This is a genomic window from Micromonospora sp. A3M-1-15, assembly GCF_024213425.1.
GTDB lineage: Bacteria > Actinomycetota > Actinomycetes > Mycobacteriales > Micromonosporaceae > Micromonospora > Micromonospora chersina.
Map to the genome: position 1 here is coordinate 469,049 of NZ_JANAVK010000002.1, position 12,739 is coordinate 481,787.

Here is a 12,739-nt window from a genome sequence, read left to right on the forward strand (position 1 = left end):
GTAGAAATGCCGGATGGGTCAGGATCGGATGGCCGTCCGGGAGCGCGCCGAGGCGGTGCTGCGGCGGCTGGCGGGTGAGCACGCCCGGCTCCGCGAGGACCAGTGGCGGGCCATCGAGGCGCTGGTGGTCGACCGGCGGCGGGTGCTGTGCGTGCAGCGCACCGGCTGGGGCAAGTCGGCCGTCTACTTCGTGGCCACCGCGCTGCTCCGCGAGGGTGGTGAGCACGGCCCCACGGTGATCGTCTCGCCGCTGCTGGCGCTCATGCGCAACCAGGTCGAGTCGGCGGCCCGGGCCGGCATCCGGGCCCGCACCATCAACTCGGCGAACCTCGACGAGTGGGACCAGATCACCGCCGAGATCCACGCCGGGGCGGTGGACGTGCTGCTGATCAGCCCGGAACGCCTCAACAACCCCGACTTCCGGGACGGGGTCCTGCCGAAGCTGGCCGCCACCACCGGCCTGCTCGTGGTGGACGAGGCGCACTGCGTCTCCGACTGGGGGCACGACTTCCGTCCCGACTACCGGCGGCTGCGCACCTTCCTCGCCAACCTGCCCGAGCGGACCCCGGTGCTCGCCACCACGGCCACCGCCAACGCCCGGGTCACCCAGGACGTCGCGGAGCAGTTGGGCGACGCGCTGGTGCTGCGCGGCACCCTCGACCGGGAGTCGCTGCGGCTCGGCGTACTCGATCTGCCCAGCCCGGCGCACCGGCTGGCCTGGCTCGCCGACCACCTGGACCGGCTCCCCGGCTCGGGGATCATCTACACGCTGACCGTGGCGGCGGCCGGCGAGACCGCCGAGTTCCTCCGCGCCCGGGGCTGGTCGGTGGCCGCCTACACCGGGCAGGCCGAGGACGCCGACCGGCGGGCCGCCGAGCAGGACCTGCTGGACAACAAGATCAAGGCGCTGATCGCCACGAGCGCGCTCGGCATGGGCTTCGACAAGCCCGACCTCGGCTTCGTGGTGCACCTGGGCGCGCCGCCGTCGCCGATCGCCTACTACCAGCAGGTCGGCCGGGCCGGCCGTGCCGTCGAGCACGCCGAGGTGCTGCTGCTCCCCGGCGTCGAGGACGCGGCGATCTGGCGGTACTTCGCCTCGCTCGCCTTCCCGCCCGAGGAGCAGGTGCGGGCCGTGCTCGCCGCCCTGGACACCGGGCGGCCGATCTCCACCCAGGCCCTCGAACCGGTGGTCGACCTGCGCCGGGCCCGGGTGGAGCTGATGCTCAAGGTGCTCGACGTGGACGGCGCGGTCCGCCGGGTGCGCGGCGGCTGGCTCGCCACCGGCGAGCCCTGGGTCTACGACGAGGCCCGGTTGCGCCGCGTCGCCCAGGCGCGCACCGCCGAGCAGCAGGCCATGCGGGAGTACGCGACCACGCCCGGCTGCCGCATGCGCTACCTGCGGGAGTGCCTGGACGACGCCGGGGCGGGGGACTGCGGCCGGTGCGACAACTGCGCCGCCCCGCTGTTCGGCCCCGAGGTGTCCGACGGCGCGCTGACCGCCGCGCAGACCTTCCTGGGTCGCCCCGGCGTGGAGATCGCCCCGAAGAAGCTCTGGCCGACCGGGCTGGAGGCGGTCGGCGTACCCCTGAAGGGCCGCATCTCCCCGGCGGAGCAGGCGCTGCCCGGGCGGGCCGTGGGGCGCCTGTCCGACCTGGGCTGGGGCGGCCGGCTGCGCGGCCTGGTCGGGCCGGACGCGCCGGACGGCCCGGTCCCCGACGACGTGTCGGCGGCGGTGGTCGAGGTGCTGAAGTCGTGGGCGCACGGCGACGACCCGTGGCCGCGTCGCCCGGTCGGCGTGGTCGCGGTCGGCTCCCGCACCCGGCCCGAGCTGGTCGGCTCGCTCGCGGAGCGGATCGCCGCGGTGGGCCGGCTGCCGCTGCTCGGCCGGGTCGTCTCCACCGGCCCCTCCGGAGCCGGCGGGCCGCGGGGGAACAGCGCCCAGCGGGTACGCACGCTGCACGACGCCTTCACCGTGCCCGCCGACCTGGCCGACGCGCTGGCCGGGCTGGACGGGCCGGTGCTGCTCGTCGACGACCTGGTCGACTCGGGGTGGACCATGAGCATGGTGGCCCGGCTGCTGCGCCGGGCCGGCGCGCCCGACGTGCTCCCGCTGGCGCTCGCGGTGGCCGGCTGAACCGTCGCACCCGGGGTGCGGAAAGTTCCCGACCCGGCCGGAATGCGAGCGTCGCCACCGTCGGCGGACCGTCGGCGGGCCGACCCCCGACCGGCGGTACGGTGGGCCCATGACCGAGCAGCGACCCGTCGTCCAGACGTACGCCGTCAGCGGCATGACCTGCGAACACTGCGTCCGGGCGGTCACCGAGGAGCTGTCCGCCCTGCCGGGCGTGGACGAGGTCCGGATCGACCTCGCCAGCGGCACGGCCACGGTCACGAGCGCCGCCCCGCTGCCCGTCGAGTCCGTCCGCGCGGCGGTCGACGAGGCCGGCTACGAGCTGGCCGCCGGCGTTGCCTGAGTCACCGCCCCTCGCCGGCCCCGACGCGCCGCCGCCCGGCGCCGCCGTCACGGGACCGGCCCACGACCGGTCGGAGCCGGTCCGCGACGTGGCGCCCCCCGGCACCGGGATGGTCGTGCCCGTGGCCGACGACGGCGCGCCGGTCCCCGGCGCGTCCGCCGCGAGCGGGCCGGTCGAGGTGGACCGGGCGACGCTGCGGCTCGCCCTGACGGTGGGCGGGCTGGTGCTCGCCGTGCTGCTCGGCTTCGGTCTCGGCCGGCTGAACCCGCCGCCGAACCCGACCCGCACCGGGAGCCTCCCGGTGACCGGCGAGCACAGCCACGCACCCGGCGTCGGGGCGCACTCGCACGGCGGGGCCACCGTCACCCAGGGCGGCGACGCCGACGCGGCGGGGCTGTCGATCAGCTCGGCCGGCTACACGCTCGCCCCGTCGACCGTGGAGTTCGCCCCCGGCCGGGCCGGTGAGCTGCGGTTCCAGATCAGGGACGAGCGGCGGCGGGCGGTCACCCGGTTCGCCGTCGTGCACGACAAGCCGATGCACCTCATCGTGGTGCGCCGCGACCTCACCGGCTACCAGCACCTGCACCCGACCATGGCCCCCGACGGCACCTGGTCGGTGCCGGTGACCCTGGCCGAGCCGGGCGCCTGGCGGGCGTACGCGGACTTCACCGCCGTGGCCGACGACGGCCGGCAGACGGCCGTGATCCTCGGCGCCGACCTGGCCGCGCCCGGCGGGTACGCGCCCCGGCCGCTGCCCGCCCCGGCCACCTCGACCACGGTCGACGGGTTCACCGTCGGCTACGAGGGCACCCCGGCGGTGGGGCAGTCGGTGCCGCTGCGGTTCCGGGTCACGGCGCCCGGCGGTGGGGCCGCGCCGCTGGAGCCCTACCTCGGCGCGTACGGCCACCTGGTCGCGCTCCGCGAGGGCGACCTCGGCTACCTGCACGTGCACCCCGAACCGGTGCGGGACGGCGACGCGGTGACCTTCTGGCTGACCGCGCCCGGGCCGGGCCGTTACCGGATGTTCCTGGACTTCCAGGTCGGCGGCGTGGTGCGCACGGCGGCCTTCACCGTCCCGGTGGCCTGAGCCGCGGGTCAGCCCGCCCGGCGGACCGGGCGACGGGCCAGGTAGCGGAGCAGGTCGCGGATGTGGTGCTTCTCCTCGGCGGGGACGTTCGGGTCGGCCAGCCGCTCCAGGATCACCCGCACGTCGGCCTCCACCGGGCCGTCCTCGGCGCGGCGGCGCGGCACCGGGCCGGCGTCGGGGAGGCCCAGCGCGCGGAAGGCGGCCGCCACCGGCAGGTCGAGGGCGGCACAGAAGCCGCGCACCTTGGCCAGCTCGGGGTAGTCCTGCCAGTCGCCGGCCAGCCAGCGGAAGACGGTCGACCGCCCCACGCCGGTGTGCGTGGCGAGATCGGTCACCGTCCAGCCGCGCTCCTCGCGGGCGTCATCGATGGCGCGTCGCACGAAACGCGCGAAGGCCATCTGCGGTGAAACGTCTGCCGAACCCATGCCGGGGGGTCTGTCCCTTTCCGCCGGAGCACCCGACTCTCGGGCACCGAGCCTAGTACGCCAGTTGAAATAAGTAACTGACTGATCGGTCGGAAGGTCCCGTGGGCGGGACCACTGCGGGCATCGACAGTTGTGGGATGTCAACTAAACTCGACGGACCGCCGGAGCAGCGCAGACGTCGAGGAGCAGCATGGCCGAGCCGGACCGTCCCGTGCCCCACCGTCCCGGGGCGGTCAGCCTCTTCTTCGTGGCGAAGGCCGGCGTCTTCGCCCTCGGCTTCTGGATCTGGCTGCTGGTGCTGGTCGTGCGCGGCAGCCAGGCGACCGGCGTACACCTGATCGCCGCGGCCGGCGCGATCACCACGACGCTGGTCGGCGTGGTGCTGGGCGCCCGGATGGCGCTCCAGCGCAACGCCGCCGCCCGGCACGCCGAGCTCAAGCGGCTGCTTGTCGACATCTCGTGGAACGCGTTCGCCGCCGCGGGCAACGCCGACGAGTCGGGGACGGTGGTGCCGTTCCCGACCCCGGCGCAGGACAGCGACCGGCCCGCCAACCGCGGCCCCGGCGAGCGGGTCCCCGCGTTCGACCGCGGGGAGCGCAACCGGGGCGACCGACGGCGCTAGGCGCGGTCGGCGAGCAGCGTCTCCAGCCGAGGTGTGACGCCCCACTGGTCGACCAGCTCGCGATACTCGGCGCGCTGGTCGTCGGTCGGCGCGCTCCCGGTGCGCCGGGCCCGGATCAGCAGGTTGCGCGGGGTGTGCCGGGAGTCGACGAACTCCACCACCTCGGCGCGGTAGCCGTGCAGCCGGAGCAGGCCGGCGCGCAGCGCGTCGGTGAGCACGTCGGCGAACCGCTCGCGCAGGATGCCCTGCCGGGTGAGCAGCTCGTACGGCCGCGGCGCGGGCCGGGCCCGGAGCTGGGCGGCCACGTCGTGGTGGCAGCACGGGGCGGCGAGCACCCAGCGGGCACCCCAGCGCAGCGCCCGGGCCAGCGCCTCGTCGGTCGCCGTGTCGCAGGCGTGCAGCGCGAGCACCAGGTCCGGGGCCGGTTCGACCTGGGCGTCGAGGATGGTGCCGGCCACGAAGCTCACCCGGTCGGCCCAGCCCAGCCGCTCGGCCAGTTCGGTGTTGCGCCGGCGCTGGTCCTCGCGGACGTCCACCCCGACAAGCGTCACGTCCAGCCCGCGCTGCGACAGGTAGCGGTGCGCGGCGAAGGTCAGGTAGGCGTTGCCGCAGCCCAGGTCCACCACGCACAGCGGCCCGGTCAGGTCGTCCGGCAGGGTGGCGGCCAGCGCCCGGAGGAACGCGTCCACCTGGCGGCGCTTGGCAGCCGAGCCGCCGATCTCGGCGAAGATCGGGTCACCCGGGTCGAGCAGCCAGTCCTTGGCCCGGTCGTGGCCGCCGGGCTCCGGCGCCGGCCGGCTCGCCGTCGCCCGGTGCACCTGTGCCTCGCCCGACTTGGTCACCCGGAGCTGGATCGTGCTGTCCGCGGTCTCCACGTGCCAGTTGCCGAAGGGCTCGGCGAGCAGCGCGTCGACCGCCGTGCCGGCCTCCGCGCCCGGCGCCACGTTCCGGGTGTACGGCCGGGCCCCGTCGGAGGTGGAGATCTGGAGCCGGGGGCCACCCTTCAGCGTGACCGGACGCAGCTCGGCGCGGACCACGGAGGGGCGCTGGCCGCGGCGGCGCCCGGCGGCGACCGCCCGGGTCAGGGCGGGGTCGAGCAGCAGCGCCCGCACCTCGCTCAGCGCGGCATCCAGCGGTTCCGGCATGGCTTCCTCTTCCTGGGGTCGGCCGGGGCAGGTGGAACGGGGACGTCCCCCGCACCGGGTGACCGGTACGGGGGACGTCGGATGTCTCGCGGGTCAGTCGGCGGTCGCCTCGGCCGGCGTGCCGGTGCTCCCGCCACCGCGGCGGCGCCGGCGGCGGCGCGGCTTGGCAGCCGAGTCGCCCTCGGCGGCCGCGGCCGGCTCGGCGCCACCCTCGGCGGAGATCACCGCGGTGGCCTCGCCGGCCACCGTCTCGCCGGCCCGGCGACGCCGGCGGCGGCGCGGGCTACGGGTGCCCTCCTCGGCGGACGCCTCGGTCGACGCGCTCTCGGTCGCCACCCCTTCGGGCGCCGCACCGGTGTCGCCGTCGCGACCCCGGCGGCGCTCCCGGCCGCGGCCGTCGCCCCGGCCCTCGCCACGCCGCGAGCCGCGGTCGCCGCGCTCGCCGCGCCGCGAGCGGCCACCGCCCAGGTCCTCCTCGACCTCGGCCGACAGGCCGGCGCGGGTGCGCTCGGCGGTCGGCAGGGTGCCGCTGATGTCCCGGGAGATGTCCAGGTCGGTGTAGAGGTGCGGGGAGGTGTGGTAGGTCTCCGGTGGCTCGGGCATGTCGAGCCCCAGGGTCTTGTCGATGATCCGCCAGCGGGGCATGTCGTCCCAGTCGACGAAGGTCACCGCGACACCGGACGCCCCGGCCCGGCCGGTGCGGCCGATGCGGTGGGTGTAGGTGTCCTGGTCCTCGGGGCAGTCGTAGTTGATGACGTGGGTGACGCCGGTGACGTCGAGCCCGCGGGCCGCCACGTCGGTGGCCACCAGAATGTCGATCTTGCCGGCCCGGAACGCCCGCAGCGCCCGCTCCCGCGCGCCCTGGCCCAGGTCGCCGTGGACGGCGGCGACCGCGAAACCGCGGAAGTCGAGGTCCTCGGCCACCCGGTCGGCGGCCCGCTTGGTCCGGGTGAAGATCATGGTGAGCCCGCGGCCCTCCGCCTGGAGGATGCGCGCCACGATCTCGACCTTGTTCATCGAGTGGGTGCGGTAGACCAGCTGCTGGGTCTGCGGCGACGGGCCGGTCTCGGCGGTGTGCCCCGCGTGGATGGTCACCGGCCGGCGCAGGAAGCGCCGGGACAGCGCGACGATCGGGTCCGGCATGGTGGCCGAGAAGAGCATGGTCTGCCGGTCCTCCGGCAGCATGGCCAGGATCTTCTCGACGTCGTCCAGGAAGCCCAGGTCGAGCATCCGGTCGGCCTCGTCGAGCACCAGCGCGTGCACCCGGTCGAGCCGGAGGTGCTTCTGCTTGGCCAGGTCCAGCAGCCGGCCCGGGGTGCCGACGAGGATCTCGATGCCCTTGCGCAGCGCGTCGATCTGCGGCTCGTACGCGACGCCGCCGTAGATCGGCAGCACCCGGACGCCCCGGGTGCGCCCCGCGGCGTCGAGGTCCTTGGCGACCTGGAGGCCCAGCTCGCGGGTGGGGACGACGACAAGCGCCTGCGGCACGCCGTCGCCGCCCTCGGAGGGGGCGAAGACGCGCTCCAGCAGCGGGATGCCGAAGCCGAGGGTCTTGCCGGTGCCGGTCGGCGCCTGGCCGATCAGGTCGACGCCGCGCAGCCCGATCGGCAGCGCGTACTCCTGGATGGCGAAGGCGCGGGTGATGCCGGCGGCGGCCAGCGCCTCGACGGTCTCCTGGCGGGCGCCGAGCTCGGCGAAGGTGGGAGCCTCCGGACGGACCGGAGCGGTGGGGGCCAGTTCCTGGCCTTGAATCTGCTCGCTCATATGGATTTGGGGGTGCCCTCTCGTGGTGCGCCCCGTCATGTCCTCAGGGCGCGAACGGTATGGCGCGGGCCACACGGTCGGGGGCGGTGATCGCCGAGCCGGACCGGGCCGCACACGCGCGCCGGGGACCGGTGCTGATCAGCTCAGCTGAACGAATCGGTGCCCACGGCAACTGTGTCATCTTAGCTGAACGGGACCGGGGCCGTCCTGATTCCGGTCACCGCACGGCGGCCGGGGGTGACCGGTGTGACCTGGGTCACGTCCCAGCGGGTCTTGTGCCCGGACGGTAGCCTGCGCTCGTGTCCGCCCCCGACCCCGCCCTGGTCGACCTGCTCGGCCTCGTGGCGTACGGCGAGCTGCTCGCCTTCGACCGGCTGGCCGCCGACGCCCGCCTCGCCCCCGACCTGCGCCGACGGGCCGCGCTGAGCGAGATGGCCGCCGCCGAGATCGCGCACTACCGCTGGATCGCCGACCGGATCACCACGCTCGGCGTGACCCCCGACGAGGCCATGGCCCCCTACGTCGAGGCGTTGCGGGCGTACCACGACTCGACCGAGCCGAAGGACTGGCTGGAGGCGGTGACCAAGGCGTACGTGGGCGACGCCATCAGCGACGACTTCCTGCGCGAGATCGCCGGCGGCCTCGACGGGCCCGACCGGCGCCTGATCCTCGACGTGCTGCACGACTCCCGGTACGCCGACTTCGCCGCCACCGAGATCCGGGCCGCCGTCGAGGCCGACCCCCGGGTGGCCAACCGGCTCTCCATGTGGGCCCGGCGGCTGGTCGGCGAGGCGCTCTCCCAGGCCGGCCGGGTCGCCGCCGCCGACCGGGGCGCCCTCACCGCGCTGATCTCCCGCGAGGGCGTGGACGTGTCGGCGCTGTTCCGCCGGCTGACCGACGCGCACACCGCGCGGATGACCGCCGCGGGGCTCAACAACTGACGCCCGGCTCCGCCGTGACGGGATGCCCCCCGCCACGGCGGGCCGGCGGGTATCAGCGGACGGTGAAACCGACCGCGCGGGGCGAGGCCTCCGCGATCTCGACGTAGGCGACCTTCGTGACCGGCACGATGACCCGCCGGCCCTTCTCGTCGGTCAGGGAGAGGGTGCCCTCACCCTTGGCGACGGCGTCGGTCACGATCTGCTCGATCTCGGCCGGCGACTGCGCGCTCTCCAGGACCAGCTCCCGCGGCGCGTACTGCACGCCGATCTTGACCTCCACTGTGCCTCCTCAACTGGGGCGAAAAAGCCACCGTGGGAAGGCTATCCGATCTGGCGGCCCGATGTTCAGGCTGACTCACCTTGCAGCGGGAAGCTGGCGATGCCCCGCCAGGACAGGGCCGCGACCAGCGCCTCGGCCTCCGCCTTGGGCACCTGACGGCCGCCGGCCAGCCAGAACTGGGCGGCCGTCTCGGCCGCGCCGACCAGGCCGGAGGCGAGCAGTTCGGCGTGCGCCCGGCTCACGCCGGTGTCCGAGATGATGGTGTCGGTGATCGCGGCGATGCAGCCCTGCTCCACCCGCTCCACCCGCTGGCGGACGGCCGGGTCGTTGCGCAGGTCCGACTCGAAGACCAGCCGGAACGCCTCGCTCTCGTGGTCGACGAAGTCGAAGTACGCGCGCACCGAGGCGCCGACCCGCTCCTTGTTGTCCTGGGTGCCGCGCATCGCGTCGTGCACCTTCGCCACGATGGCGTCGCAGTGCGTGTCCAGCAGCGCCAGGTAGAGCTCCATCTTCCCGGGGAAGTGCTGGTAGAGCACGGGCTTGGAGACTCCCGCCCGCTCGGCGATGTCGTCCATCGCGGCGGCGTGGTAGCCCTGCGCGACGAACACCTCCTGGGCGGCCGCGAGCAGCTGCTTGCGCCGCGCCGAGCGGGGCAGGCGGGTGGGCCGGCCGGCGGTCTGCGCACCGTTCCCCACAGCGGTCATGGGAACCTCCGAGTTTCTCTGTACGAGCCGGCACTTATCACCCGAACCGGTCCGGGTTCGTGAACCCGGCGCGGAATTGGCCCGCCGCTGTAACTTATCGCCACTGTCACCACACGGTAGCCTCAGCGGGGGCGACCAAGGAGCGCGCGGTGAGTGAATCAGGGCAACCCGGAGCCGCCACCCCGGGAGAGCACGGCGACGGCACGGGTCAGCAGGACGACCTGGCCCACGCCGGCAGCGGGTGGGCGCCCCCGGCGACCGGCTGGGCCCGGGGCGCACCGGCGCCCGGCGCCTGGCCCCGCGCCGACCTCACCACCGGCTGGGGCGCCTCGTCCCCCCGGCACGGCGACCTGCCGGCCCCGCTGCCGGGGCTGGCCGCCGAGGAGCCGCCGGCCCGGGTCAACGGCCGTCACGTCAACGGCGTGCACCACGCCGGGGAGGAGTCGCCCGTCACCCGCCAGGCGCCGGTCAGCGCCCCGCCCGCGGACGAGCCGCGCCGGGAGACCGACGGCGGCCGGCTGGTCGTGCCGGCCCCGCGGCCGGCGCCCGCGGTCGAGCAGCCGACCGCCGAATCGGAGCCCGGGTCCCGGCACGCCTCCGACGACACGCCGCGCGCCACCCGCTGGGCGGAGAGCGGCCCGACGTCCGCGCCGCCGGCCCTGCAGGTGCCGCCGGTCGGCGCCGCCGCCTCCGGCTTCGAGGTGCCTCCCGGCTTCCACGCCCCGACCGCCGAGCGCTCCGAACCCGCCCCGTCGCTCTCCAGTGGCTGGGCCGACCGCCTCACTCCGGAGCAGCCCCCGACCGAGGCGCCCGCCGCCGTCGGCTGGGCCGACCGTTTCCCGCCCGAGCAGCCCCCGACCGAGGCGCCCGCCGCCGCCGGCTGGGCCGACCGTTTCCCGCCCGAGCAGCCGCCGGCCGAGGCGCCCGCCGCCGGCCGGGTCGACCGCCTCCCCCCGGAGCAGCCGCCGCCCGCCGCCGGCTGGGCCGACCGCTTCCCGCCCGAGCAGCCGCCGGCCGAGGCGCCGTCGCTCTCGCGGGGTTGGGCCGACCGGCCCACCTCGGCCCCGCCCTCCGGCCCGGACGCCGGTGAACGCCGGCCGGTCGCCGAGCAGCCGCGCGCCGCGGCCGACGACCGGGATGCCGGGGAGCGCCGGCCGGTCGAGGAGCCGGAGTGGTCCGGGCCGGCCTGGAACCGCCCGAGCCCGGTCGGGAGTTGGGCGCCGCCGTGGGGCCGCGAGGACCGGCAGGCCGGCCGCCGCGCCCGCGAGGAGGAGCCCCCCGGCCCCCGCGCCGGCGAGGACGAGCCGGTCGGCCGCCGCGCCGGCGAGGACGAGCCGGTCGGCCGCCGGGCCAGCCGCGAGGAGTGGGCGCCCGAGCCGTCCCGGCCGTACGAGCCGGCCCGGTTCGAGCCGCCCGGCGCGTACGACCCGCCGCGGCCGGAGCCGGTCCGCCCGTACGAGCCGGTCCGGGCCGAGCAGCCCGCGGGCTACGAGCCGCAACGTCCCGAGCCGTCCCGGCCGTACGAGGCGCCCCGGAGTGAGCCCGAGCCCCGCCCGGCGTACGATCCGGCCGCCCGGGAGATCCCCGAGCGGCCGCCCTGGGCCGGGCCGCCCGTGCCGGTGACCCCGTTCAGCGCGCCCCCGCACACCGCCCCGACCAGCGCCCCGCCGGTGCCCCGCGAGGCGCCCGCCGGCCCGCCGTCCATCGGTCACGCGCCGGCCGCCCGCGCCGCCGAGGAGCGGGAGGGCATGCCGTACCGGCTGCCGGGCGCGGCCGACCAGCCACCCGCCGAGCCGTGCGGCCCGTCGCGGGTCCCCGCCACCAGCGCCCCCTTCGACCGCGCCCCCGCGCCCGCCCCGACGAGCGCACCTCCCTACGCGGCCCGCCGGTCCGCGCCCGAGCCGGTGCCGACCGCCGAGGCGGTCGCCGACCCCCGGTCGGCCGAGCCCACCCCGGTGCTGCCGCAGCGCGTCCCCGCCGAGCCTGACGTGCCCGTCGTGCCGGAGCCGCCCGCCGTGGAACCGTCCGCCGAGACCCCGGAACTCGCCCGCATCGCCACCCACCTGCGCCGCGACGACGAGCCCGCGCCGCTGCGCGAGCGGCCGGAGGGCTTCGACGTCAACGCGATCCTCGACGCCGTCCGCGAGGTGGCCGGCGTCCGGGACGCGGCGCTGCGCCGCACCCCGGCGGGGGCGCACAGCCTCCGGCTGGACCTCGCCGACGGCGCCGACCCGGCCGAGGTGAGCCGGATGGTGGCCCGCCTGCTCCAGGAGCGGATGGGGTTGGCCGCCGCCCCGCAGAACCTGTCCGGCGCCCCGGCGGCTCCGCCGCCCCCGGTCCGCCGCCGGTCGGCCCAGCCGCGAACCGATCGCCCCGCCGAGCCCCGCCCGGCCGAGGACCGGCCCGGCGCGCTCCGGTCGGCACCGCAGTCCCGCCCGGCCGACGACGTGACGAGCCCGGCACGGTCCGTCGCGCAGTCCCGTCCGGCCGAGGATCTGACGAGCCAGGCCCGGTCGGCGCCGCAGTCCCGCCCGGCCGAGGAGCTGGGTGGGCCGGCGCGGTCCGGCACCAACCGTCCGGCCGAGAACCGGTCCGGGGAGGGTCGGTTCGCCGCGCCCGAGGCGCGCGCCGGCCGGCCCGCAGAGGCGCCGGCCGAGGGCGCCGACCCGGGCATCGAACCGCCGCGCCGCCGCCGGCAGGCCAGCGGCCACCGGGGCCGGGCCGCCGTGGAGGAGTCCTCGCTCGCCACCGCCCCGGCTGGCACGTCCACCGGCAGCCCGGTCACGCTCGGCACCTCGTACTCCGGCGGGCAGATGAGCACGACGGAGACCGCGCCGTCGCGACCGCTGGAGACCGGTGGCCTGCCGGGGCCCCGGGTGGTGATCGACCACGTCCAGGTGAGCACCTTCGGCCTCGACGCCACCGTGGAGGTCCGCCTGATCGCCGGGGACCGGACGGCGGAGGGCCACTCCACCGGGCCGGCCGTCGACGGCTACGTGCTGCGGCTCTGCGCGGTGGCCGCGGCCGCTGCGGTGGACGAACTGCTCGGCCGGGCCGCGCCGGCCGGCGAGCGGGGCCGGTGCTTCGTCGAGCACGTCGCCGTGGTGCCGTTCGGCAACTGCGAGGTGGCGACGGTCGTGGTGCTGCTGGTCTGTGACGGCTGGGTGGAGCAGCTCGCCGGCTCGGCCCTGGTCGCCGGGGATCCCCGGCAGGCCGTGGTCCGGGCCACCCTGGCCGCGGTGAACCGCCGGCTGGAGGCGCTGCTCGCCTGAGCCGGTGTCGGGCCGGGCCGGTCCG

At 76.7% G+C, this 12,739-nt stretch carries 11 protein-coding genes; 6 read left to right on the forward strand and 5 right to left on the reverse strand.

What is annotated here, in order from left to right:
• Window positions 1-13: 13 nt before the first annotated feature.
• The 3 genes from NLX85_RS11920 (at window position 14) to NLX85_RS11930 (ending at window position 3,561) form a co-directional block, all read left to right on the forward strand.
• A complete protein-coding gene (locus NLX85_RS11920) occupies window positions 14-2,134 on the forward strand; it encodes a RecQ family ATP-dependent DNA helicase (RefSeq protein WP_254334522.1) in 2,121 nt (706 codons plus the stop codon).
• Window positions 2,135-2,243: 109 nt separating this feature from the next.
• Window positions 2,244-2,474: a heavy-metal-associated domain-containing protein gene (locus tag NLX85_RS11925; protein ID WP_254334524.1), complete on the forward strand. Its 231-nt coding sequence runs from the start codon at window positions 2,244-2,246 to the stop codon at window positions 2,472-2,474.
• Complete coding sequence (locus NLX85_RS11930; RefSeq protein WP_254334526.1) at window positions 2,467-3,561, forward strand: hypothetical protein; 1,095 nt, start codon at window positions 2,467-2,469, stop codon at window positions 3,559-3,561. The genes NLX85_RS11925 and NLX85_RS11930 overlap by 8 nt, the downstream gene beginning before the upstream one ends.
• Before the next feature lie 8 nt (window positions 3,562-3,569).
• Here NLX85_RS11930 and NLX85_RS11935 read toward each other — a convergent pair whose 3' ends face one another.
• Window positions 3,570-3,986 (reverse strand): helix-turn-helix domain-containing protein, encoded by a 417-nt coding sequence (locus NLX85_RS11935; RefSeq protein ID WP_091317762.1) that lies wholly within the window; start codon window positions 3,984-3,986, stop codon window positions 3,570-3,572.
• Between the two features lie 190 nt (window positions 3,987-4,176).
• Between NLX85_RS11935 and NLX85_RS11940 the strand changes: the two genes are divergently transcribed.
• Complete coding sequence (locus tag NLX85_RS11940) at window positions 4,177-4,608, forward strand: hypothetical protein (protein WP_254334528.1); 432 nt, start codon at window positions 4,177-4,179, stop codon at window positions 4,606-4,608.
• Here the strand turns inward: NLX85_RS11940 and NLX85_RS11945 are convergent.
• Complete coding sequence (locus NLX85_RS11945; protein ID WP_254334530.1) at window positions 4,605-5,753, reverse strand: SAM-dependent methyltransferase; 1,149 nt, start codon at window positions 5,751-5,753, stop codon at window positions 4,605-4,607. The two genes, NLX85_RS11940 and NLX85_RS11945, sit on opposite strands and share 4 nt — an antisense overlap.
• Before the next feature lie 93 nt (window positions 5,754-5,846).
• Window positions 5,847-7,517: a DEAD/DEAH box helicase gene (locus NLX85_RS11950; protein ID WP_254334532.1), complete on the reverse strand. Its 1,671-nt coding sequence runs from the start codon at window positions 7,515-7,517 to the stop codon at window positions 5,847-5,849.
• Window positions 7,518-7,816: 299 nt separating this feature from the next.
• On the opposite strand from NLX85_RS11950, the gene NLX85_RS11955 reads away from it, so the two are divergent.
• A complete protein-coding gene (locus NLX85_RS11955; RefSeq protein WP_254334535.1) occupies window positions 7,817-8,458 on the forward strand; it encodes a ferritin-like fold-containing protein in 642 nt (213 codons plus the stop codon).
• Between the two features lie 52 nt (window positions 8,459-8,510).
• On the opposite strand, the gene NLX85_RS11960 is transcribed toward NLX85_RS11955, so the two are convergent.
• Together NLX85_RS11960 and NLX85_RS11965 are read right to left on the reverse strand one after the other, a co-directional pair.
• A complete protein-coding gene (locus NLX85_RS11960) occupies window positions 8,511-8,738 on the reverse strand; it encodes a DUF3107 domain-containing protein (protein ID WP_091317774.1) in 228 nt (75 codons plus the stop codon).
• Window positions 8,739-8,803: 65 nt separating this feature from the next.
• Entirely contained in the window at window positions 8,804-9,442 is a 639-nt protein-coding gene (locus NLX85_RS11965; protein ID WP_107079693.1) for a TetR/AcrR family transcriptional regulator, read from the reverse strand.
• A gap of 149 nt (window positions 9,443-9,591) precedes the next feature.
• On the opposite strand from NLX85_RS11965, the gene NLX85_RS33410 reads away from it, so the two are divergent.
• On the forward strand, window positions 9,592-12,714 hold the full coding sequence (locus NLX85_RS33410; RefSeq protein WP_308210713.1) for a hypothetical protein: 3,123 nt from the start codon (window positions 9,592-9,594) through the stop codon (window positions 12,712-12,714).
• Window positions 12,715-12,739 lie beyond the last annotated feature (25 nt).

What these genes read in the sequence shown, in the direction of transcription:
- NLX85_RS11920 (WP_254334522.1), top strand. Translation starts at nt 14, where the DNA reads ATGGGTCAGGATCGGATGGCCGTCCGGGAGCGCGCCGAGGCGGTGCTG.
- NLX85_RS11925 (WP_254334524.1), top strand. Translation starts at nt 2,244, where the DNA reads ATGACCGAGCAGCGACCCGTCGTCCAGACGTACGCCGTCAGCGGCATG.
- NLX85_RS11935 (WP_091317762.1), bottom strand. Translation starts at nt 3,986, where the DNA reads ATGGGTTCGGCAGACGTTTCACCGCAGATGGCCTTCGCGCGTTTCGTG.
- NLX85_RS11940 (WP_254334528.1), top strand. Translation starts at nt 4,177, where the DNA reads ATGGCCGAGCCGGACCGTCCCGTGCCCCACCGTCCCGGGGCGGTCAGC.
- NLX85_RS11945 (WP_254334530.1), bottom strand. Translation starts at nt 5,753, where the DNA reads ATGCCGGAACCGCTGGATGCCGCGCTGAGCGAGGTGCGGGCGCTGCTG.
- NLX85_RS11950 (WP_254334532.1), bottom strand. Translation starts at nt 7,517, where the DNA reads ATGAGCGAGCAGATTCAAGGCCAGGAACTGGCCCCCACCGCTCCGGTC.
- NLX85_RS11965 (WP_107079693.1), bottom strand. Translation starts at nt 9,442, where the DNA reads ATGACCGCTGTGGGGAACGGTGCGCAGACCGCCGGCCGGCCCACCCGC.